Below are 22,451 nucleotides of genomic sequence, written 5' to 3' on the forward strand. Positions count from 1 at the left end.
TCCATGCACTGGAAAGATCTGAGCATAGCTACCAAGCTGGGGCTGGCATTCGGCCTTGTTCTCTGTTTTCTTGCGGCGGTTATTCTTGTGGGTTTTTTGGGAATTGATCGCATGGTTCAGCGGGGAAACATCCTCATTGACGGCAATCGCATGGACAGTATCCTTGCCCTGAAGGAAGTGGAGCTGCTGCAGAGTTCAAGGAAGGTGGGGACCCATCTCATTGGCGGGGATACTGTGTATGTTGAGCGGCAGAGCGAAAAGACTTCCTTTGGTCGGTGGCTCAAAAGTGAAGAACGGGAGTGGATGGAGATACGCATTCCTGAAATGTCCATGTATTTCAGCAGGCTGGATAAGCAGTATGCAGATCTTCACAAAGAGCTTCTCAAAACTCTGGATTCCTATAGAATTGATCATGGGGAATTTTTGCAGGAGCTGCAGGCTTTCCAGCAACAGAATCAGGTCTGGGGGCAGCAGGTGGCAGAGCAGCTGGCCTTGGGAGCCGGTTCCCTTTTTCGGTATCAGGATATGTTGAAAAATGTAGTGCTTCAGGCGGAATCCATTGCCAGGGCCTGCCATGAAGAGCCTGGGCTCAGCGATGAGGAACGCAGGGAAAAGGCATTGAAATTGCTGATGTCCATGCGCTACGGGGAAGAGATGAGGGATTATTTCTGGGTGCATGACAGTCATCCCCGCATGGTGGCCCATCCTTACTTTCCTGAGCTGGGTGGTATGGAGCTTGGGGATGATTATGTATTTTTGAAAAAACTATTTTTAACCATCAATCGTAAGGTGGATACCCGTGGAGATGGGTTTCTATTGTATGAATGGCCCCATTATGATCGTGAAGAGCATGTGCCTAAACTGGGTTATGTACGCTACTTTGAACCCTGGGGATGGTATCTGGGTACGGGAGTTTATTTATTTGAAGAAAACAGGGCCCTTTTACAAAGAGCCAGGGAGTTTTCCGATGGTACTCCATTCTCCTTTAATGTGCAGCAGAGCATGGATGATTCTGCCCTTGGCCGTTTTCTTACAAGGGAAAATCTCTGGCCTGCGGGACTGGGGCTTGAAGATGCTTTAAGGGCATGCATCAGCCCGTTGGAAAGACTTTATGCCTCGGCAGGGCATATAGAAGAAGCCATTAACCTGGGCGATGTGGAAAGGGCCATGGCCATTTATGAAATTGAAACTATGGGAGCCATGGCAGATCTGGATTTCCATATGGGAGCAATGATACATCATATTGCAAGGCACAACCGTGCCGCTGCGGAAGCCAGAGAACGATTTGATATTAAAGTAATGCCGGTTTTTGAGAATATGCTGGATTCCCTTCATCAGCTCAGGGCCGTTGTGAATGTCCATACAGAAGATGTGGAGGCCATGGCAGAGGCAGCACAGCAAACCCGCTGGCTTTTCGGTGTTCTGGGTCTGTTTGCACTGGCTGCTGGTCTGGTGATGGCAGCAATAATGATACGGGTAATCCGCAGGCCCCTTATGTCCCTTGTAAAGGTTGCAAGAAATATAGAAGGCGGACAGTATAATCTCTACTGTGGCTTGAATCAAAAGGATGAGCTGGGTTGTTTATCCCAGGCCATGGACCAGATGCTTGCAGGTCTTCGCAGGACATCTGAGCTGGCCAGATGCGTTTCAGCGGGAGACCTGAATCCTTCCTTTGAAGGTATGTCCGATGGGGATACCATTGGTGTTGCCCTCAGGGAAATGGTGGGTAATTTAAACGATGTGGTGGGCAAGGTCCGCCATGCTGCAGATCAGGTAGGTACAGCCAGTCGTGAACTTAAAGAAACTGCCATGCTGGTGGCTCAGGGTGCTTCGGAGCAGGCGGCTTCGGCAGAGCAGAGTTCCGCATCCATGGAGGAAATGAGTTCCATCATCCGGCAGAATGCGGACAATGCAAGGGAAACAAGGGGGATTGCCAGCATAGCAGCGGAAGATGCGAGAAAATCCGGTGATTCTGTGGCTAAAACGGTTATGGATATGCGGGAAATTGCCAGTCGTGTCGGTGTGATAGAAGAAATTGCAAGGCAGACCAATCTGCTTGCCCTGAATGCGGCTATAGAGGCGGCAAGGGCAGGGGAGCATGGCAGGGGCTTTGCTGTTGTGGCTTCCGAGGTTAGAAAACTTGCAGAACGCAGCCAGAAGGCGGCAGGGGAAATAGGCAGTCTGGCTGAAGCCAGTGTGGCTCAGGCGGATGAGGCTGGGACCATGCTGGAGCGTCTGGTACCTGGCATTGAACGTACAGCAGACCTTGTCAGGCAGATTGCTTCCGCAAGTCAGGAACAGAGTGAAGGCGTTAGCCAGGTGAATCAGGCAATTCTGCAGCTGGATGAAATTATTCAGCAGAATGCCCATGTTGCAGAAGAAATGGCTGCTTCCGCAGGGCAGATGGAAGACCAGTCCCTTCATCTGCAGGAAGCCATGGCTTTTTTCATGGATAACTCAGCAAATATAGACAAGACCATTGAAACCAAGGATGAAAGCAGGTCTTTTGAGCGTAATGAATCCGGATACTCCGGGTTCCATGGGAAAGTAAGGTCGCCGGGTTCCCATGGTTTGCCATGGCAGCCTTCTTCTGAGAAAGTTACGGATTTTGACGGGGACTGGGGCATGGGGGAAGAAGAGTTTAGGGAGAAAAAAAAGGAGCCCCGCCATGAATGAAGATAAGCGTCAGTGCCTTACCTTTCACCTTCTGGATGTTGTTTTTGCTCTGCCCATTGAAGTGGTTCAGGAGGTTCTGCAGGATGTTCGTATTACACCAATTCCCAGAACCCCGGATTTTCTGGAAGGGGTCATGAACTTAAGGGGCCGGATTGTGCCTGTGGTGGATCTCAAAAAAAAATTTGGTTTGAAAGAAACTCCGCCAAAACCTGAAAATGCTGTGATTGTAGTGTCTATACCCTTTGAGGGGAAGACTCTGCTGGCAGGTATCCGTGTGGACGGGGTAGACAGTGTCAGTGGCTTTGAAGAGTCTGCGCTGACCCCGCCACCGGAAATAGGAACTCTTATACCCCTGGATTTTCTTGAAGCCATGACTCTGGTTGAGGAAAATGTTCTTCTGTTTTTAAATATTGAGAAGGTTTTCAGCCGTTCGGAGCTTGGTGATGTACACAGGGTTCAGAACAATAAGAATATGAGAGACGGAGATGATGATGCATGAAAAAAAGACCAGCGGACTTCGGGTGCTGGTGGTGGATGACTCTGCCCTCTCCAGAAGAATGCTGCAGAGTATTCTGGAAAAGGATCCTGCCATCATCAAAGTTGAAACAGCCACGGATGCCTACAGTGCAGTGGAAAAAATCCGCAGAGAGACACCGGATGTGATCTTACTGGATGTGGAAATGCCACGTATGAACGGGTTGAAGTTTCTTAAACGTATTATGGCCCAGCATCCTTTGCCCGTCATTGTCTGTTCCTCCCACATCGAAGGTCGCAGCGGTGCTGTAGCGAGGGAAGCCCTTGCCCTTGGAGCTGTTGACATCATTGCCAAGCCGGGTGTGGAGGACGCTGTTACTATGAATGAGGTGAGCATGCGTATTCTCAATGCCATCCATGCAGCGGTTGGTCAGGGTGGGGATTTGGATTCTGTGCCGTACATTGACAAAAGTACGACTTCATTTTAATAAAGCCAGCATGGACAGTGGGATGGTCGCTGTATCTCTTAAAGATGCAGGCGGCTGTTTTTTTTGACAGGGATACAAATTTTGATCGTGAAGGATGGTATCATGGAACCTGTTGTACCGGATTTTATCCGTGCCATTGCTCCCTATGTTCCCGGAAAACCCATAGAAGAGCTGGAACGGGAATACGGACTTTCAGGGATTGTCAAGCTTGCTTCCAATGAAAATGCCCTTGGTGCTTCACCCTTGGCCCTTGAGGCCATGCAGCAGGCCATGGGCAGGTTGCACCGGTATCCTGACGGGTCTGCCTATTACCTGACAGCAGCCCTGGCCCGGCATCTGGGTGTTGCAGAAGAGTCTGTGGTGACGGGTAATGGTTCCGATGATATTATTGCCATGGCTGTCCGTGCTTTCATGCGTACAGGTGACAAAGCCGTCATGCCGCACCCTGCCTTTCTTATGTATGATATTCTGGTGAAAACCGCAGGGGGTGTTGCCGTACCTGTGAACCTTGATGGAATGGATATTGCTCTGGATGCCATGGCTGCAGCGGTGGATAAGGATACCCGCATGGTATTTGTTACCAATCCCAACAATCCCACGGGCCGTTTTATTCCGCAGGATAAGATGCGGGCATTTCTGGATGCTATTCCTTCTTCCGTTCTGGTGCTGCTGGATGAAGCCTATGTGGAGTTTGTTGCGGAAGAAAAATTTTATTCAGGTATTTCCCTTCTCAATGAGTATCCTAATCTTTTGATTTTAAGAACCTTTTCCAAAGCCTATGGTCTGGCAGGTATACGGGTAGGGTATGGTGTTATGGCAAAGGAAGTGGCTCAGTGGCTGCACAGGGTACGCCAGCCCTTTAACGTGAATCTTCTGGCTCAGGCTGCGGCATGTGCGGCCCTTGAGGATGTTGATTTTTTAAATAAAACCAAGGCCCTTGTACAGGATGGAAAAAAATGGCTTTTTGCGCGTCTGGAAGAAATGGGCCTTAAGGCACATGAAACAGAGGCCAATTTTTTTCTGATTGATGTGAAAAGGGAAGGAAAAGCTGTTTTTGAGGCTATGCTCCGTAAGGGTGTGATTGTACGCTCCATGCATGGATACGGATTTCCCCGCTGTATCCGCATCACGGTGGGACTTCCTGAAGAAAATGAGATTTTTCTTTCTGCCCTGAAAGAAGTGCTTGCTGATATTCCGGAAATATCTGTGTAAACATCAGGTTTTTCCTTCCGGGCTGTCCCTCAGATGCTTTTTTTGATTTTTTTTGTAATTGTTCAGCACAGTTTTTCAGGGGCCATACCTGCCAGACAGATGCACAGGCACCCAGGCTGTTTGCCCGTGACGCAATCTTATTCGGGAGCTTCTTGCCCTGTGCGGAAGCGGCAAAAACTCCCCGCCACAGGCAGGATAAGCTTTTTATTACCATGGCAGGCCTTGGTACGCTGCCTTTGTGGCGGCTCAGACAGTTTGCCGCTTCTTTCGCACAGGCCTGCAAAGCTCTGATCCGAAACGATTGCAATGTCACTTACAAATAGCCAAGGTGCCTTGCAATAGTACGAATCTGCAGCAATTTCAAGATTGGAATTTCAGAATAAACCATGCTGAATAATTACTTTTTTTAGACGTAAAGAGGCGAAAAAAGAATATTATGGAACCCATTGTCATTACCATTGACGGACCTGCCGGTGCAGGGAAAACTACCATCAGCCGCAACCTTGCGGATCTTCTTTCTTACCGCTATGTGGATACTGGGGCTTTGTACCGGGGAGTTGCCTATTGCGCAGAAAAAGCCTGTGTAAATCTGACAGATGAAAAGCAGCTCTCTTCTTTTTTGCAGAACCTTAAACTCTCCCTTGTGCGGGATGCTGCTGGCGGATTAAAACTTGTTGCCGACGGAGAGGATATCACAGCCTTGATCCGTACACCGGCCATGTCCATGGCTGCTTCAAAGGTTGCAGCTCTGCCCCTTGTCAGGTCCTGGCTTCTGGAAGTGCAGCGTAAACTGGGCAGGGAAAAGGCTGTAGTTTTTGAAGGCAGGGACATGGGAACCGTGGTTTTTCCTGAAGCAGATGTCAAATTTTTTCTGACAGCGGATCTTTCAGTCCGTGCCCGGAGAAGATATGCTGAACTTCCCGAAGAATCAGGGCAAAGTCTGGATGATGTTTTTGCGGATATGAAAAAAAGGGATGAACAGGATGCGGGTCGGGATCTGGCCCCTCTGGTGGCGGCACACGATGCCATATATATTGACGCATCGAAATTCACCATTGATGAGGTTCTTGGACAGATGATGGTCTTTGTGCGTGCAAAATCGGGCTCTGGATCTGAGTGAATATTTTATCTTGTATCCTCTGGGACTTTCTGGTATTTGTAGCAGGATATGCCAACCTTGAAAAACAGGGATGCGCATGAATAACGCTTAGGGGGATAACTTTTAATGGGAAACCGTAACAACATGGACGCTTTCGAAGACTACGAAGAAATGGATGACCTTGAATTCGATGGGGAAGAACTTCCCAGTATGGAAGAACTTCTTAACGAATATGAGGAAAGTTTCGGCAGGTTCGCCGAAGGCGAGGTGGTGAAGGGCAAAATCATCTCCGTAGACCGCGAGTATGTTCTGGTGGATGTAGGATATAAATCCGAAGGGATGATTCCTGCCCATGAGTTTAAGAACGAAGCGGGCGAAGTAGAGGCTGCCGTAGGCGATGAAGTGGAAGTCATGATCGAGCTCTGGGATGAAGAAGAAGAGCGGGTTGTGCTTTCCAAGGAAAAAGCCGAAAAAATCAAGGTGTGGGAAGAAATCAAGAAGATCTACGACGAAGACGGCGTGGTGGAAGGTATCATCACCAACCGTGTTAAAGGTGGTTTCTCCGTCGATATCGGTCTTCAGGCCTTTCTCCCCGGTTCTCAGGCGGATCTGCGGCCTGTACGCAACCTGGATGAGCTTGTGGGTAAAACCTTTGAATTCAAGGTTCTCAAGTTCAATAGGAAACGGAGCAATATCGTCCTTTCCCGCCGGGTTATTCTTGAGGATGTTCGGGAAAAAGCCCGTTCCAAGACCCTGTCTGCCCTGGAAGAGGGTAAGGTCATGGATGGTGTGGTCAAGAACATTACCGAATACGGTGTGTTCGTGGATCTGGGCGGTGTGGACGGACTTCTTCACATCACAGACATTTCCTGGGGTCGTGTCAAGCATCCATCGGAGTTGTTTTCCGTGGGCGATCAGATCAATGTAAAAGTGCTTTCCTTTGATCTGGAGCGCGAGCGTGTGTCTCTGGGCATGAAGCAGCTTACGCCGGATCCCTGGACCATTGCTTCTGAAAAGTATCCTGTAAGTACAAGGGTACAGGGCAAGGTTGTCAGCCTTACAGATTATGGCGCTTTTGTGGAGCTGGAAGAGGGCATCGAAGGCCTGATCCATGTTTCTGAAATGTCATGGACCCGTAAAATCCGTCATCCTTCCAAGGTTCTCACCGTGGGAGAAGTGGTGGATGCCATGGTTCTTGACATCAAGCCGGACAGCCGTCGTATTTCTTTAGGTATGAAACAGGTGATGACCAACCCCTGGGAAGTGATCAGCGAAAAATATCCCGTGGGTACCATCATTGAAGGCAAGATCAAGAATATTACGGACTTCGGTCTTTTCATCGGAATTGATGATGACATCGACGGTCTTGTACATATTTCCGATATCTCCTGGACCAAGCGCATTAAGCATCCTTCCGAAGTATACAAGAAGGGTGATACTGTGCAGGCCGTGGTTCTGGATATTGACAAGGAAAATGAGCGTTTCTCCTTAGGTATCAAGCAGACCCATGATGATCCATGGAAAAGCGTGGAAGAACGCTACGCCGTAGGTACTGAGATCAGTGGTAACATTACCAATATCACCGATTTTGGTATCTTTGTGGAACTGGAAGAGGGCATTGAAGGGCTGGTTCACATTTCCGAGATCAGTACGGAAAAGGTAAAAACGCCTTCTGAAGCCTTTAACGTGGGTGATCCCATTACGGCAAAGGTTATGAATATCAACTCTGATGAGCGACGTATCGGACTTTCCATCAAAAGACTGGATATGGAAGACGATGAAGCCATCATGAGTGAGTACCTGAAAAATATGGATGGCGGCAGTAAGCCGACTTCCTCCCTTGGGGAAAGCCTGAAGGAAAGCCTTGAGGCGAAATACAAGGATCAGTAAATAAAATGAAAAGTCCGGAATCATCATTTTCAGATGATTCCGGGCTTTTTTTGTTGCAGTCAAAGGAGCGTATGAACGGCCATGGAATTGCCATGCCGGAAACAGACGCTCCTTTTTTATACTGTTTCTGACATTATCGGAGGAAGGTATTTTTATGTTCTCCCGCAGACATCCCTACCTGTTTTTTATCCTTGTCATGACGGCCATGGTTACGGGCAGCAGTATGCTCATGCGTCTGGGTACGGCAATATCAAAACCCGAGGTTAAAGGAGAAAGTATCGGCGTGGTGGAACTCTACGGTCCCATCATGGACAGTGGCCAGATTCTTGAGGATATCCGGAAATTTCGTGATGATGAAAAAATCCGTGCCATTGTTTTGCGGGTGGATTCTCCCGGTGGTGGTGTGGGACCTTCCCAGGAAATTTTTAGAGCCTTGCAATTGGCCAGAAAAGAAAAACCTGTGATTGCAAGTTTTGGCTCCGTTGCGGCATCCGGAGGATACTATGTGGCTTCGGCCTGTGATGGTATCATGGCTAATGCCGGAACAGTAACGGGCAGTATCGGAGTGATCCTGGGCTATACCAATTTTCGTGAGCTTGTGGAGAAGATCGGGCTGAAATCAGTTGTGATTAAAAGCGGTGAGCATAAGGATATGGCTTCTCCGGTTAAGGATCTCAGTTCCGAAGACAGGGATATCCTTCAGGCACTGGTAGACCGTATGCACAGGCAATTTGTCAGGGATGTTGCCACTGGCAGGGGAATGGAAGAAGATGTTGTTGCTGCACTGGCGGATGGCAGGATTTATGCCGGTGAAGAGGCCATGGAGCTGGGTCTGGTGGATCGGATGGGTAACTTTGAAGATGCCCTTTCCTGGGCAGCGGAAAGGGCGGGCATTGATCCGGGTAAATGGGTGGCCGTTTATCCCGAACGGGAACGCTCATGGCTTATGAATCTTATTGACGGAAGTGCACAGTCTCTGGTTAATGCCATGGACAGAAGAATGGGGTTCAGCGGAGGATACATGTGGACACCAAATCCACAGGGCTTATAGAAATTCGCTGACATCTCCGAGGCCTTCCCTCAGCACTTCCGGTATCTCTCCGGAAAGATCAATGATGCTTGATGGAATGCCTGGCACGGGTCCGCCGTCAATGACCATATCCACCATGGAACCGAATATTTCATGGAGCAGGCTTGCATCGGTTTCCATTTCTTCTCCGGTTCTTACGGCGGTAGTGGAAATAATGGGATTACCCAACTCCCGCACAAGGGTCTGGGCAATGATATGGTCCGGAACCCTTATACCTGCGGTTTTTCTCTTTGTAAGCATCATTTTCGGAACTTCCTTTGTTCCTTCCAGAATAAAGGTATAGGGTCCTGGCAGAAGGCGTTTTAATACACGGTAAGCCGCATTGTGTACCTTGGCATAGCGACTGATATCCGTTAAGTCGGGGCATATGAAACTGAAAGGCTGTTTTTTATCTTTCTGACGGATCTGATAAATACGTTCAATGGCTTTTTTGTTCTGGATGTCACATCCCATGCCATAATGGGTATCCGTGGGGTAGATGATGACCCCACCATTTTTCAGGCATTCCACAACCTGATTAATCTGGCGTGTGTGGGGTGTTTCCGGGTGCATGGTGATCAGCATGGAAAATTCTCCTTCGGCTACTTCCGAGATTAAATATACCCGTCAATTGAACCCTCATCCTGCCACTCTCTTCGAGGGCCTCAGCCAACACCCGGAGGGAGAGGGAGGACAAAAGGTATCCTTATTTCAGGAATTGGCCTTAACTGTTTTTTTTACAGTACATATGACCTGTAAGATGAATTTCATCTCATACCCGATTCCAGTATGGGATGAAACCTACATAATAAAATCATACAACACAACTTTATACTTTTATATAATCTTTTTTTTCTTTAATATGATGCACATGCGAACATGCAGTATCTGAAGAAAGGAACAATACTGATGGGTTTTGTATGCAAGACAGCTTTTCTGCAATCAGGAAAACTTTTTACACCTTGCACAATGCCCCTGAGTTTGTTAGTTATACGCCCACTTTTGGACCGGCCCTGCAGTATGTGGTCGGTTTCTCTGTTTTGACGGCCGGTTAGGGTTCTACCCACCGGCCGCCCCTATATCCGAAATCACGTCCGACATTACCCGTGCACGGACGTGTTCCCTGCGCCACAAGCGTTTTGACACACCGACTCCGGAGGAACCCATGATAATTGCGCTACCCGAAGAAGCTTTTTCCTTTGATGATGTACTTCTTTTACCTAATTATTCCGACGTGGTACCCAGTGAATGTGATGTGTCCACTCGGCTGACCCGGGAAATTTCCCTGAATGTCCCAATTATTTCCGCAGCCATGGATACGGTGACAGAATCCCTTACCGCTATCAGCATGGCCCGGACAGGGGGCCTGGGTATTATCCACAGAAACCTGACCATTGAGGAGCAGGTTCGGGAAGTGGATCAGGTTAAAAAATCCGAAAGCGGTATGATTGTAGATCCAGTTACCATTTCATCGGGTGCCCAGATAGGGGATGTACTGAAACTTATGAGCCGTTACCGGATTTCCGGTGTTCCCGTAGTGGATGGCAATAAGCTTGCAGGGATTGTGACCAACCGGGATCTTCGCTTTGAAACAGATATGACCCGCCCTGTGAATTCGGTAATGACCTCTGAAAAGCTTGTGACTGTTCATGAAGGCATCACCCTTGAGGAATCCAAAGAAAAGCTGCATCAGCACCGCATAGAAAAGCTCCTTGTGGTGGATAAGGATGGTCGTCTTACGGGTATGATTACCATCAAGGATATTGAAAAAATAAAAAAATATCCCCATGCCTGCAAAGATGCCATGGGCAGACTTCGTGTAGGGGCAGCTGTGGGTGTGGGTGCCGATATGATGGAGCGTACCGAAGCCCTGATTAAGGCCGGTGTGGATGTTCTTTGTATTGATACATCCCATGGGCATTCAAAAAATGTCATGGATGCAGTCCGGACCATCAAGGCAGCCTTTCCCAAGTGTCAGCTGATCGCAGGAAATGTGGCAACGGATAGCGGGGCTGAAGCCCTCATTGAAGCGGGTGTGGATGCGGTGAAAGTGGGCATAGGTCCCGGCTCCATCTGTACCACACGCATTGTTGCCGGTGTGGGCGTTCCCCAGCTTTCTGCCATCATGAACTGCTGTGCTGCTGCAAATAAGCATGGAGTTCCATTGATTGCCGATGGTGGCATCAAGTTTTCCGGTGATCTCATCAAGGCCATTGGAGCCGGAGCCCATTGTGTAATGTTAGGTGGGCTTTTGGCAGGAACCGAGGAAAGTCCCGGAGAAACCATTCTCTATCAGGGCCGTACCTACAAGGTTTACAGGGGTATGGGTTCCATGGAAGCCATGAAAAAGGGCAGCAAGGATCGCTATTACCTTGGCGATGAAGAAGAAGACGATAAGCTGGTCCCCGAAGGTATTGTGGGCAAGGTTCCTTACAGAGGTACCATTGCAGAAAATATTTATCAGCTGGTGGGTGGTCTTAAAGCGGGTATGGGCTATGTTGGCTCCCATAATATTGAAGAACTCAGGGAAAAGGCAAGGTTTATACGTATGTCAGCTGCGGGTCTGCGTGAAAGCCATGTACATGATGTTATCATTACCAAGGAAGCACCTAATTATCGTGTTAACTGATAAATATTAGTTTTTTTTTAAAAAAACAATAAAGGCACCCGTCGCTGTACCTTTCAAGGGTATGCGGCGGGTCCTTTTTTTTAGAGCGTCAGAGGAAAGTGACAGCGGAGACTCGCTGTGCTATGAAGGGCTGGCAATAACTGGACCAGCAAACCATGGCTGAGTCAGGATCGTAATCAGATTTTATAATACCTGTTTGTTTTTTATATGCTTGAAAGAAGAAAGGTTTTTTTCATGGAAACCCCGGTTCCGGACTTTGTTCATCTTCACCTTCACAGCCAGTACAGCCTTCTGGATGGTGCCATTCGCCTTGATCCTCTCTTTGCCCGTGCAAAGGAGTATGGCATGCATTCCGTGGCCATTACGGACCACGGGACCATGTTTGGAGCAATGGAGTTCTATGAAAAAGCCCTCAAAGCCGGAATTAAACCCATCATTGGCTGTGAGTGCTATGTGGCACCGAGGTCCCTTACGGATAAAAGCAGCGAAGATGCCAAAGGCCTTTCCCATCTGGTGCTGCTGGCCCGGAACAATGAGGGTTATAAAAATCTCTGCAAGCTTGCCACCATAGCCCAGATGAAGGGTTTTTATTATAAACCAAGGGTGGATGATGAGCTGCTGGCGGCCCATAGCGAAGGCATTATTGCCCTTTCAGCCTGCCTGCAGGGTTCTATCCCCAAGCTTCTGCTCAAAGGCCAGACAGCGGCTGCGGAAGAAAAAGCCCGTTATTATGAAAAAATATTTGGAGAAGGTAATTTTTTTCTCGAAATTCAGGAAAACGGACTCATGCCCCAGCGGGAGGCAAATACCCTGCTTGTGGATATGGCAGAACGGCTTTCCCTGCCCCTTGTGGCCACCAACGACTGCCATTATCTGGATTCGGAAGACACAAGGGCCCATGAGCTGCTTTTGTGCATACAGACTGGCAAGACCATTCATGATCCCAACCGGTTCCAGTTCGGCACCGATGCCCTTTATTTTAAAAGCCGGGAGATCATGGCCCGTGAGCTGGGCCACTTCAAGGGTGCCCTTGCCAATACCGTTGAAATTGCCAGCCGTTGTGATGTGAGCTTTGATTTCAATACCTATCATTTCCCTAATTTCCCTACGGAAGAAACGGGAACTGCGGAAGAGCTTTTTGATGCCACGGCCCGCAGAGGTTTTGAAAAGCGTATGGTGCTGATCCGCAAAAACAATCCGGATGTGGATGAAAAACTATACCTTGACCGCCTCAATTATGAGATTGAGACCATCAATACCATGGGCTTTCCCGGTTACTTTCTCATCGTTGCGGATTTTATCCGCTATTCCAAGGAAAATGGCATTCCCGTAGGTCCCGGCAGGGGTTCTGCAGCAGGTTCCATGGTGGCCTATGCCATGGGGATTACGGATCTTGATCCCATTGAGCATGGACTGATTTTTGAGAGATTTCTCAATCCCAGCCGTATTTCCATGCCGGATATAGACGTGGATTTCTGCATTAACGGCAGGGAAAAGGTTTACGAGTATGTTGTAAAAAAATACGGGGGTGGGGACTATGTGGCCCAGATCATCACCTACGGAAAAATGAAAACTCGTGCTGTGCTGCGGGATGTGGGCCGCGCCCTTGGCATCCCCCTGAAAGATGTGGATGAAATAGCCAAGCTTGTTCCGGAGGTTCTGAATATCAGCCTTGAAAAGGCTTTGCAGCAGGAGCCGGAAATTCTGAAAAGGGCTGCGGAACGCTCCGACATCAAGGAGTTGCTGGATATTGCCAAAAAGCTAGAGGGTTTGCCCCGTCATGCATCCACCCATGCGGCGGGTGTGGTCATCGGGGATCGCAGACTGGATGATTATCTTCCCCTTTACAGCGGTAAAAAGGGCGAAGTTGTAACCCAGTTCGATATGCATTATGTGGAAAAAATAGGGTTGGTGAAGTTTGACTTTCTGGGACTTCGTAACCTCACGGTCATCAAAGAAGCCCTTAATCTCATTGCCCTTCAGGGGCTTGAGGTGCCGGATCTCGATACCATTCCCTTAGATGACCGGGAAAGCTATGAGCTTCTTTCCCGAGGGGATACCACAGGTGTTTTTCAGCTGGAAAGCTCCGGCATGAAGGATCTTCTGGTACGCCTCAGACCTTCCACCTTCGGTGACATTACAGCCCTTGTGGCCCTTTACCGTCCCGGTCCTCTGGAAAGTGGCATGGTGGATGACTTTGTGGAGCGAAAGCATGGCAGGGCGGAAGTTTCCTATGCGCTTCCCCAGCTGGAACCCATCCTGAAGGATACCTACGGGGTTATTCTTTATCAGGAACAGGTCATGAAAATTGCAGGTGTGCTCGCCAATTACTCCATGGCCGAAGCCGATGGTCTGCGTAAGGCCATGGGTAAAAAGATTGCTGAAATGATGGTGGCCCAGCGGGAACGTTTCATGAAAGGGGCCGCTGAAAGTAATATTGATCTTGAAAAAGCCGGGTACATTTTTGATCTTATGGAAAAATTCGGGGGCTATGGTTTTAATAAATCCCATTCCGCAGCCTATGCTCTGATTGCTTACCAGACGGCCTATCTGAAGGCCCATTATCCCCTTGCCTTTATGGCAGCCCTTCTTACTTCTGAAATGAACTCACTGGACGGAGTGGTGAAGTTCATTGAAGAATGCCGCAGTCACAATATAGAGGTCTTGCCACCGGATGTGAATGAGTCGGGTCTTGCCTTTACGGTGGTGGATGATGCCATCCGTTTTGGTCTTGTGGCCGTTAAAAATGTGGGAGAAGGTCCTGTCGCTGCCATCCTTGCGGAAAGGGAAGCCAACGGACCCTTTGGGGATATCTTTGATTTCTGTGAACGCATTGACCTGAGAAAGGTTAACAAGCGGGTACTGGAAGCACTGATCAAGTGTGGTGCCTTTGACGGTACGGGCGTGGAGCGCAGCCGCATGATGGCGGTGCTGGATGAGGCCGTGGACCACGGAGCAAGGACGCAGAAGGAAAAAAATGATCCGCAGATGGGGCTTTTTGACATGATCGAAGATCCCGTTGCCGAAGGACTAAGGCCTGTATTTCCCGATATTCCAGAGTGGGAGGACAGGGATCTTCTCTTTCTGGAAAAGGAGCATCTGGGGCTGTATCTTTCCGGCCACCCTTTAAAAAAATATGAAGAAGCCATAGCCCGCTATGCCACAACGGATGCCGAAGGCTTAAAGGAAGTCGCCAATGGATCCGCCGTGCGCCTTGGCGGCAGTATCCATGACATGAAGGTAATTATTACCAAAAAAGGTGATAAAATGGCCTTCATGAATGTAGAAGACATAAATGGTACGCTGGTGGAGGTGGTTGTTTTCCCGGTTCTTTTTGCCCTGCTTACGGATCTTCTGGAAATCGATACGCCCGTGATTGTGGAAGGTGAGGCTCAGGTGGAAGGATCTGCTGCCAAAATCAAGGCTGAAAAGATTGTACATCTGGATAAGGCCGGAGAGGTCTGGACCGGTATGCTGCATCTAAAAGTCAGCACGGATACCCATAGGAGAGAAGACCTTGTGAGGGTGCAGGAAGCCCTGCGTCGTTATCCCGGCAATTGTGCTGTACAGCTCCATGTCAGAATTCCTGATAAAACTGAAACCCACATTGAATTTCCGGATCTTCTCAAAGTCAGTGCCGGAGCGGAACTTATGGCTGAGTTGCAGGATATTCTTGGTGCTGAGGGTGTTGTCATCTCCTGTGCCCCTGCAAAGCTGGAGGACAGGGGAAAGAACGGGAAAAACGGGTACAGGAAAAGGGGAAACAATGGAGATGCCGCCTCTGCCTGAAGTCTTTTCTTTCATGGAAAAGGTCCTTGAAAAAAGAAGGGAGGCCGGAACCCTGCGCAGCCTTCGACCTATGGAGCTTATGGATGGGGGCAGGGTGCGTATGGGGGACAGGGTTCTTGTGAATTTTTCCGGCAACGATTATCTGGGGCTTTCCAGAGATCCCCATATTTTGAAGCGGGGAGAAGAGTTTGCAAGGCATTTTGGAGCCGGTGCCACGGCATCCCGACTGGTTTGCGGAAACCTTTCCTGCACGGAGGCAGTGGAAAAAAAAATAGCAGGGATGAAGGGCTTTGAGTCGGCTCTTATAATGGCATCGGGTTATCAGGCCAACCTCAGTCTGCTGGCTGCCCTCTGTGACAGAAAAACCCTTATTTTCTCCGATCGTCTCAACCATAACAGCTTGATACAGGGCGCAAGGCTTTCCGGCGGTAAGATTATCCGTTTTCGACACAATGACCTCAGCCACCTTGAAAAACTCCTTTGCGATGCGCCAGAAGAAACAAGAAAGTGCATTGTCACTGAATCGGTTTTTTCCATGGACGGTGATGTGCCGGATCTGGAGGGGCTGACTCGTCTTGCTGAAATCCATAAAGCTCTTTTACTGGTGGATGAGGCCCATGCCACAGGGGTTTTCGGTGATCAGGGCATGGGACTTGTGAAACCCGGTATGGCCCACGCCGTGGTGGGAACTTTTGGCAAGGGTGCAGGGGTGTTCGGAGCCTATGTGGCAGGCCCGGCCCTTCTTAAAGATTATCTTGTCAATGAAATGGGCGGTTTTGTCTTTTCCACGGCACTCCCCCCATCGGTTATGGGTATGGTGGATGCCAGTCTGGACCGCATGGCGGAAATGGATGCGGAAAGAAAGCACCTTGCAGCCCTTGGTGATCAGCTTCGTCATGGATTACAATATCTTGATTTTTATACCGGAGCCTCATGCACCCAGATTGTGCCTGTAATGGTGGGGGATACGAAAAAAGCTCTGGCCCTTTCGGCCCATCTGGAAAAAGAGGGTTTTTTAGGCGTTGCCATCCGTCCGCCCACGGTGCCGGAAGGGGAAAGCCGTATCCGTATCTCCCTCTGCGCCCTGCACAGTAAAGAAGATGTGGAAGGGTTGATCAGGGCGTTTTCTACTTTTGTGCATATACAGACATAAAATGACGGATATTTATGATGTCTTTTTTTCCCCATTCCATTCTCTGCGTACACGGCTGGGCCCAAAGTCCTGATTTCTGGGCTCCCCTTCGGGCTTTTATAGAAAAACCGGAAGCCCTCTGTCTTCTGGACCGAGGGTATTTTGGCAGCCAGCATCTGCCTTCTCTGCCCCAGCATGCAGGTGTAAAGGGCATTATCACCCATTCTTTCGGCCTGCACCTTGTGCCTGAGATCTGGCTGAAGCAGGCCGATTTCATTATTATTGTTTCTGGCTTTAACAGTTTTTTGCCCGAAGAGCGAAGCAGACGGCGCAGATCGGAACGGATTCTTTATCTGATGCAGAAAAAACTTAAAGAAAATCCCGAAGCCCTTGTGGCCCTTTTCCGCAGTCTCTGCGGGCAGAAGGAAAATATTCGTTCTGGGTCTGTCAATACGGCACTTATGGCTGAAGACCTGCAAAATCTGGCGCATTCCCGTCTGGATCTGGATCTTTTCATGAAAATCCCTGTGATTCATATTATCCATGGCAGAAAGGATAAGGTGGTTGATGTAAGCAGGGCAGAGGAGCTGCAGGCAGCACTTCCCCATGCCCGCCTTCATATTGTTGATGACGGGGATCATGGTATTCCCCTGACCCATGCTGGAATTCTGGCGGAGCTGTTAGCTTGTGCTATCTGGGAGTATCGGTCATGAAGGAAAAAGTGGCTGCTGCCTTTTCTGCCAAAGCTCACACCTATAATGAACATGCAAGGGTGCAGCGCAGGGCATCGGAGATTTTTCTGGATTATCTTAAAGATTTTTCAGGAAATATGCCCGAGGCTCCTGTCCTTGAAATCGGATGCGGAACGGGTTTTGTCACAAGGGGCCTGCTGACCCTTTCAGGGGAAAGGCATCATCTGATAACGGATATTGCTCCTGCCATGGTAGAGCTTTGTGGGGCGGATCTCAGAAGGGATTTTCCTGAGGCATCCATGGATTTTTCGGTGATGGACGGAGAAGTTTTGCAGAAAAAAAGCTCTTTCGGGCTTGTGGTTTCAGGCTTTACCATACAGTGGTTCACAAACCTTGCGTCAAGCCTTGAAGCTCTTGTGGAAGCCCTTCTGCCCGGTGGTCTTCTGGCCCTTTCCTTTCAGGGGGATGGCTCCTTTGCGGAGTGGAAAAATATCTGTGATAAAGAAAATCTGCCCTTTTCCGCCAATCCCCTGCCGGATGGAGCTACCGTTGCGCAGATCCTTCAAAGGGCCGGATGTCATGTGAAAATATTTAGTGGCCGCATGGTGGAATCCTATCCTTCGCCGAAACATTTTTTCCGTTCACTGGGGGCCATTGGTGCAGGGACATCCCTTTTGAAAGAACAAAGAGACCCCATGCTCCTTTCCCGTATTATGAAATCCTGGACCAGAGCGTGTGGGGGCAGGCCGGTGGAGGTCAGTTACAGGGTGCATTTTGTTTTTGCGGTGAAGCCGGAAGATGAGCTTGCTACCAGAAATAAGTCTATCCTTTATCCACCTTTCCCGCTGGCTGAAACTCCCGAAGCCAGGGGCTTGGGTGAGGAGTCAGCGGATCGCCCTTTCCCTGTGGCGGTGGCTGAGGCTCTCGAAGCCAGAGGCCGGGGTGAGGGTTCAACAGATCTCCCTCTCCCTCTAGCGGTGGCTGAGGCTCTCGAAGCCGGGGGCCGGGGTGAGGGTTCAACAGATCTCCCTCTCCCTCTGGCGGTGGCTGAGGCTCTCGAAGCCGGGGGCCGGGGTGAGGGGACTTTTTCCGGGAACAACCAATCCGAAGAGCAGTCTGAAGAAAGCAAAGGATATATTGAATGGCAAACCTTCCCCGACGTTTTTTTGTAAGCGGAACGGATACGGACATCGGCAAAACCTTTGTTTCCGCCCTCTGTGTGGCAGGGCTTTCTGCCATGTACTGGAAGCCTGTGCAGACGGGATTCCCCCCGGACCGGGACCGGGATACGGTACAGCGCCTTACGGGTCTGGATGATGGCCATTTTTTCCCGGAGAGTTTTTGTTTTAAAGAGCCTGTTTCACCGCACAGGGCTGCCGAAAAGGAAGGATGTGTGATCCGGCTTTCGGATTTTATGTTGCCGGATTCCGGAGATCGTTATCTGGTGGTGGAGGGGGCAGGGGGGCTGCTGGTTCCTCTGGCAGACAATTTATATATGACGGACCTGATTCGGCATCTGGATCTTCCCGTTCTCCTTGTATGCCGCACGGGTCTTGGCACCCTGAACCATACTTTTTTATCCGTTGAAGCCCTTAAAAATCGTGGTATCCCCATTGCGGGAATTGTGGCCAATGGGCCTCTCCACATGGATAATCTTGAAGATCTTACACGTATGACGGGTGTTCCCCTGATTGCCCATGTACCTTTTTGTGATGACATACAAAGACAGGATCTGAAAGCTCTCTTTGAATCCTGTTTTTCTTCCTTCTCCGACAGAAAGAGAGTTGGAGTCTGCCCGGTACGCAGGTCTCAAACCTGATCTGTTAAATATGCTGAATCTTGATCTGAGTGCCGGGGTAAGGAAAGAGTTTCGGGGCGAATTCAAACCCGGAAATGGCTTTATATCAGAAAGGAGCCTGTGCCTGAGATGATACTTATGGATTGTGAAGAAAAAATTGAAGTTGAAAATAATGATGAGACTCCTGAAAATCCCGATGATGAGAAAAATCTGGATTCTGTGATGCAGGAGCCTTTCAATCCTGCGGAGATCAGCATTATTTCCAAACCGGATACACTCCATAATATCATTGAACGACTTAAGCATGGTGAGATTGACATGAACACGGATTTTCAGCGTCATGCCGATCTTTGGGATACCCAGAAAATGTCCCGCCTCATTGAATCCATTCTGATCCGGTTTCCCCTTCCTGCCTTTTATTTTGATGCTTCCAACGAGGAAAAATGGCTGATTGTGGATGGCTTGCAACGACTTTCTTCCATCCGCAGGTTTGTTGTGGAAAAAAAGCTGAAGCTGCGGGGGCTTGAATACCTCAAGGAGTTTGAGGAGCTGACATGGGATGACTTGCCGCGAACCCATCAGCGGCGCATGAACGAGTGTCCTGTCACCCTTTTTCTGATCCAGCCAGGAACACCGGATGCTGTGAAATATTCGCTTTTCAGAAGAATCAACACCGGCGGTCTTGTGCTGACGGATCAGGAAATCCGTAATGCCATGGCAGCACCGCCTATCCGGGGCTACCTTGAAAAGCTGGCGCAGGAAGACTGCCTGAAAAGACTTGTGGGAGATCAGAGCCGGAGGATGGTAGATCAGGAGCTGGTCTTGCGATTTCTGGCTTTCCACACAATGGATTACGGAGAAAGCAGAAAGAACATTGCTACCTTTCTGGATGAGATGATGGACAAGCTCTCTAAGGCCTCTTCGGAAGAGCTTTTTTCTTTGGAGCGGGATTTCCACTGCGCCATAAAACGGTGCTGGGATATCTTTGGTGGAGAAGCTTTTGAAAAAAGAACCCTGAGCCAGAAAACGGGCAGGCGGCGAAAGAATGCTACCCTTTTTGAGGTATGGACAACGGCCCTTGTAAGACTATCAGATGAGGCAATGGGGATGCTACAGAGCAGAAAAGAAATGCTTATACAGAAACACCTTGAATGCATGACAAATGATCATGATTATTTTCGATCCATTTCCTATTCAACCCAGAAAAAGGAACATTTCCATATCCGAAATCAACGGGTTGCAGCTATGATTAAGGAGGTGCTTTGTGCTTGAGTTCATGCGTATTCAGAGATTCAAATCTTTAAAGGATATTTCTTTTCCCCTTGTATCCCTTAATATTTTTAGCGGTCTGAACGGCATGGGTAAATCTTCTCTGATTCAGGTACTGCTTTTGCTTCGTCAGTCCATGGAAAAAAATACCCTGCCGGATAAGGGGCTTTTGCTGAAAGGGGACTATGTGTCTCTGGGAACGGGTCAAGACATCCTTTCCGAAAATGCCGAAGAGGAAACCATTGATTTCACACTGGTCTGGCAGAATACCCCACCCGTTAACTTCAATTTTAACTATGCCGCCCGCTCCGACCTCCAGCCTTCAGGAGCAAAAGTTCATTTGCCCGTGGACAGAAGCTTCAGCCTTTTTACAAAAAATTTTCAGTATCTTTCCGCAGACCGCATCAGCCCGAAGGCTGCTTATGAGGCATCGGATTACCATATCAAGGATCTCAATTCCCTTGGCAACCATGGGGAATACACGGCCCATTATATTGCTGAGTACGGGTTGATGCCCATAGCATTGAAGTCCATGCAGCACCCGGCTGCGCCTTCCTTTTCCCTCCTCGACAACCTTGATAAGTGGATGTCTGAGATTTCCCCCGGAATACGCATCCATGCCCAGCTACATCAGTCCATGAATACGGTTTCCCTGAATTATGCCTTTGAACAGGGGGGAGATATTACAGCGGACTTCAAGCCGCAGAATGTGGGGTTCGGGCTCACCTTTGTGCTTCCCGTTCTTGTGGCCCTCCTGAGGTCAAGGCCGGGGGATATGCTGATCATGGAAAACCCCGAAGCCCACCTTCATCCCGGTGCCCAATCTGTTCTGGGGCGGCTTTGTTCCATTGCTGCCATGGGCGGGGTGCAGCTTTTCATTGAGTCCCATTCGGATCATTTTCTCAATGGTGTCCGTGTGGCTGTGCGGGAGAGGGTTATTTCCCATGAAGAGGTAAGGCTTTTTTACCTTGAACGGGACAGGGCCTCAGGCCATGAGGTTTTTGTAAGCAGCCCTGAGGTGGATTCCGAAGGCAGGATCAGTTTCTGGCCCAGAGGTTTTTTTGATGAGAGCGACAGGCAGCTGGAGAAGCTGTTATGATTTCCTGCCTTGTTTTTAACCATCACTGCCTTCCCTTTGATGCCATCGAAGATGCGGACGATTGTATTCCGGAGTTTCTGAAAATCTGCATACGCTTGCAGAATGTGGGTATCAGGACAATTCTTGTGGATGAGAGTGTGGATGCTTCATGGTTTCGTCTCTGTCTGGCAAAGGGATATTACTGGCAGGACTGGTATGAAAAAAACCTTGAGAAAAACAGGGATCTGATTCGGGCTTTCAGAAGTCTTGCCACAAGTCAGCCCCTTTTCAGGCAGGAAGATTTTGATCTGGGTCTGGATTTTTTTGAGGTTCGTTTTCAGGGAGAGGCTTCTTATTCCGCCCTTCGGGCAGCCGCCTGGAAAGAGGTCCCGCTTACAGGTTTTCCCACCCGTCATCCATGGAAGACTTCACCGCTGACGCTTGAGGTGACAAGCATGGGAGCGGACGAAGGACTTTTTGTGGTTCAAAAGGACGTGGTGAATTTCTGTTCACTGGAGATTCTGGAAAAAGAAATTCAGGCCCTGCTTGAAAAAAGAAATCAGGGCATGGATTCGGGCAGGAGGCTTTATGAAAAACGGAAAGAGTTTTTTCCTCACCTTGTTTTTTGCGGGAACGCCATCAACCAGCTGCGTTCCTGGTCCCAAAGTCCTACCCTTCTTCAGCAGGTGAAGGAAACCCTCACGGCCCTGAATACCTTTTGTGAGCAGTGGCAGGAAAACATGCACAGGGAGTGTTCTGCGGAGAGTCTGAGAAAGGCCGGGCTAAATCACAGAATGAGCGGGGAATCGGAAACTGTGATGAAGCGGCAGGACTTGAGGAAGGAGAGGGAATTCTGGTTGCCGGAAGGCCGCAAGGAATTTTTTCAGAATCACATCAAACTGTCCCAGGGGTTTCGCATTCATTTTTTTCAGGAGAGTACCACAAAGACAATTTATGTGGGCCATATCGGGCCTCATCTTAAGCTTGGATGAGGCCATGCAGAAAGGGGGGTATCCCTCCCCCTTTTTTTTAGAAAGAAGGAAGCATGATGCTGCGGCAAATTTTTATGTGGCTGGTGGTTTTATTATTTCTGGTTCTGTTTGTTTTTGGTGTTTAATGATTTGATTTTGCGGTATAATTTGCAAGATATAATTGC

General features: G+C 49.1%; 19 protein-coding genes. 18 read left to right on the forward strand and 1 reads right to left on the reverse strand.

The window, feature by feature from the left end; all coding sequences use genetic code 11:
- The first annotated feature begins 3 nt into the window (after positions 1 to 3).
- The 9 genes from FIM25_RS08535 (at position 4) to sppA (ending at position 8,890) form a co-directional block, all read left to right on the forward strand.
- Entirely contained in the window at positions 4 to 2,676 is a 2,673-nt protein-coding gene (locus tag FIM25_RS08535; RefSeq protein WP_179953259.1) for a methyl-accepting chemotaxis protein, read from the forward strand.
- Positions 2,669 to 3,175: a chemotaxis protein CheW gene (locus FIM25_RS08540; RefSeq protein WP_179953260.1), complete on the forward strand. Its 507-nt coding sequence runs from the start codon at positions 2,669 to 2,671 to the stop codon at positions 3,173 to 3,175. Before FIM25_RS08535 ends, FIM25_RS08540 begins: the two co-directional genes overlap by 8 nt.
- Positions 3,168 to 3,638, forward strand: coding sequence for a response regulator (locus FIM25_RS08545; RefSeq protein WP_179953261.1), 471 nt, complete (start codon positions 3,168 to 3,170; stop codon positions 3,636 to 3,638). Before FIM25_RS08540 ends, FIM25_RS08545 begins: the two co-directional genes overlap by 8 nt.
- Before the next feature lie 102 nt (positions 3,639 to 3,740).
- On the forward strand, positions 3,741 to 4,850 hold the full coding sequence (gene hisC / locus FIM25_RS08550; protein ID WP_139448279.1) for a histidinol-phosphate transaminase: 1,110 nt from the start codon (positions 3,741 to 3,743) through the stop codon (positions 4,848 to 4,850).
- A 152-nt stretch (positions 4,851 to 5,002) separates the two neighbouring features.
- Positions 5,003 to 5,173 (forward strand): hypothetical protein, encoded by a 171-nt coding sequence (locus tag FIM25_RS17070; protein WP_179953262.1) that lies wholly within the window; start codon positions 5,003 to 5,005, stop codon positions 5,171 to 5,173.
- A 113-nt stretch (positions 5,174 to 5,286) separates the two neighbouring features.
- The gene (gene cmk / locus FIM25_RS08555) at positions 5,287 to 5,970 is read left to right on the forward strand and encodes a (d)CMP kinase (protein ID WP_139448281.1); all 684 of its coding nucleotides are present in this window, start codon (positions 5,287 to 5,289) and stop codon (positions 5,968 to 5,970) included.
- A 105-nt stretch (positions 5,971 to 6,075) separates the two neighbouring features.
- The gene (locus FIM25_RS08560; RefSeq protein WP_139448283.1) at positions 6,076 to 7,839 is read left to right on the forward strand and encodes a 30S ribosomal protein S1; all 1,764 of its coding nucleotides are present in this window, start codon (positions 6,076 to 6,078) and stop codon (positions 7,837 to 7,839) included.
- A 5-nt stretch (positions 7,840 to 7,844) separates the two neighbouring features.
- Positions 7,845 to 7,970 carry a hypothetical protein gene (locus FIM25_RS17675; protein WP_281279315.1) on the forward strand — a complete coding sequence of 42 codons (126 nt, stop codon included), beginning with the start codon at positions 7,845 to 7,847 and terminating at the stop codon, positions 7,968 to 7,970.
- A 23-nt stretch (positions 7,971 to 7,993) separates the two neighbouring features.
- Positions 7,994 to 8,890: a signal peptide peptidase SppA gene (sppA, locus tag FIM25_RS08565; RefSeq protein ID WP_139448285.1), complete on the forward strand. Its 897-nt coding sequence runs from the start codon at positions 7,994 to 7,996 to the stop codon at positions 8,888 to 8,890.
- On the opposite strand, the gene FIM25_RS08570 is transcribed toward sppA, so the two are convergent.
- Positions 8,885 to 9,493, reverse strand: a complete 609-nt coding sequence (locus FIM25_RS08570; RefSeq protein ID WP_139448287.1) for an L-threonylcarbamoyladenylate synthase — start codon at positions 9,491 to 9,493, stop codon at positions 8,885 to 8,887. The two genes, sppA and FIM25_RS08570, sit on opposite strands and share 6 nt — an antisense overlap.
- Before the next feature lie 580 nt (positions 9,494 to 10,073).
- On the opposite strand from FIM25_RS08570, the gene guaB reads away from it, so the two are divergent.
- The 9 genes from guaB (at position 10,074) to FIM25_RS08615 (ending at position 22,287) form a co-directional block, all read left to right on the forward strand.
- Positions 10,074 to 11,537 carry an IMP dehydrogenase gene (gene guaB / locus FIM25_RS08575; RefSeq protein WP_139448288.1) on the forward strand — a complete coding sequence of 488 codons (1,464 nt, stop codon included), beginning with the start codon at positions 10,074 to 10,076 and terminating at the stop codon, positions 11,535 to 11,537.
- Positions 11,538 to 11,771: 234 nt separating this feature from the next.
- Positions 11,772 to 15,326 carry a DNA polymerase III subunit alpha gene (dnaE, locus tag FIM25_RS08580; protein ID WP_139448290.1) on the forward strand — a complete coding sequence of 1,185 codons (3,555 nt, stop codon included), beginning with the start codon at positions 11,772 to 11,774 and terminating at the stop codon, positions 15,324 to 15,326.
- Positions 15,304 to 16,479: an aminotransferase class I/II-fold pyridoxal phosphate-dependent enzyme gene (locus FIM25_RS08585; protein ID WP_246052091.1), complete on the forward strand. Its 1,176-nt coding sequence runs from the start codon at positions 15,304 to 15,306 to the stop codon at positions 16,477 to 16,479. The genes dnaE and FIM25_RS08585 overlap by 23 nt, the downstream gene beginning before the upstream one ends.
- 14 nt (positions 16,480 to 16,493) lie before the next feature.
- Positions 16,494 to 17,171, forward strand: coding sequence for an alpha/beta fold hydrolase (locus FIM25_RS08590; protein ID WP_139448292.1), 678 nt, complete (start codon positions 16,494 to 16,496; stop codon positions 17,169 to 17,171).
- Positions 17,168 to 18,322, forward strand: a complete 1,155-nt coding sequence (locus FIM25_RS08595; protein ID WP_139448293.1) for a methyltransferase domain-containing protein — start codon at positions 17,168 to 17,170, stop codon at positions 18,320 to 18,322. Before FIM25_RS08590 ends, FIM25_RS08595 begins: the two co-directional genes overlap by 4 nt.
- On the forward strand, positions 18,292 to 18,969 hold the full coding sequence (bioD, locus tag FIM25_RS08600) for a dethiobiotin synthase (RefSeq protein ID WP_139448295.1): 678 nt from the start codon (positions 18,292 to 18,294) through the stop codon (positions 18,967 to 18,969). The genes FIM25_RS08595 and bioD overlap by 31 nt, the downstream gene beginning before the upstream one ends.
- Before the next feature lie 108 nt (positions 18,970 to 19,077).
- Positions 19,078 to 20,220 (forward strand): DUF262 domain-containing protein, encoded by a 1,143-nt coding sequence (locus FIM25_RS08605; RefSeq protein ID WP_218961358.1) that lies wholly within the window; start codon positions 19,078 to 19,080, stop codon positions 20,218 to 20,220.
- Entirely contained in the window at positions 20,213 to 21,316 is a 1,104-nt protein-coding gene (locus tag FIM25_RS08610; protein ID WP_139448297.1) for an AAA family ATPase, read from the forward strand. Before FIM25_RS08605 ends, FIM25_RS08610 begins: the two co-directional genes overlap by 8 nt.
- Positions 21,313 to 22,287, forward strand: coding sequence for a hypothetical protein (locus FIM25_RS08615; RefSeq protein WP_139448299.1), 975 nt, complete (start codon positions 21,313 to 21,315; stop codon positions 22,285 to 22,287). The genes FIM25_RS08610 and FIM25_RS08615 overlap by 4 nt, the downstream gene beginning before the upstream one ends.
- Positions 22,288 to 22,451 lie beyond the last annotated feature (164 nt).

Origin of the sequence: Desulfobotulus mexicanus, from assembly GCF_006175995.1 — a bacterium.
GTDB lineage: Bacteria > Desulfobacterota > Desulfobacteria > Desulfobacterales > ASO4-4 > Desulfobotulus > Desulfobotulus mexicanus.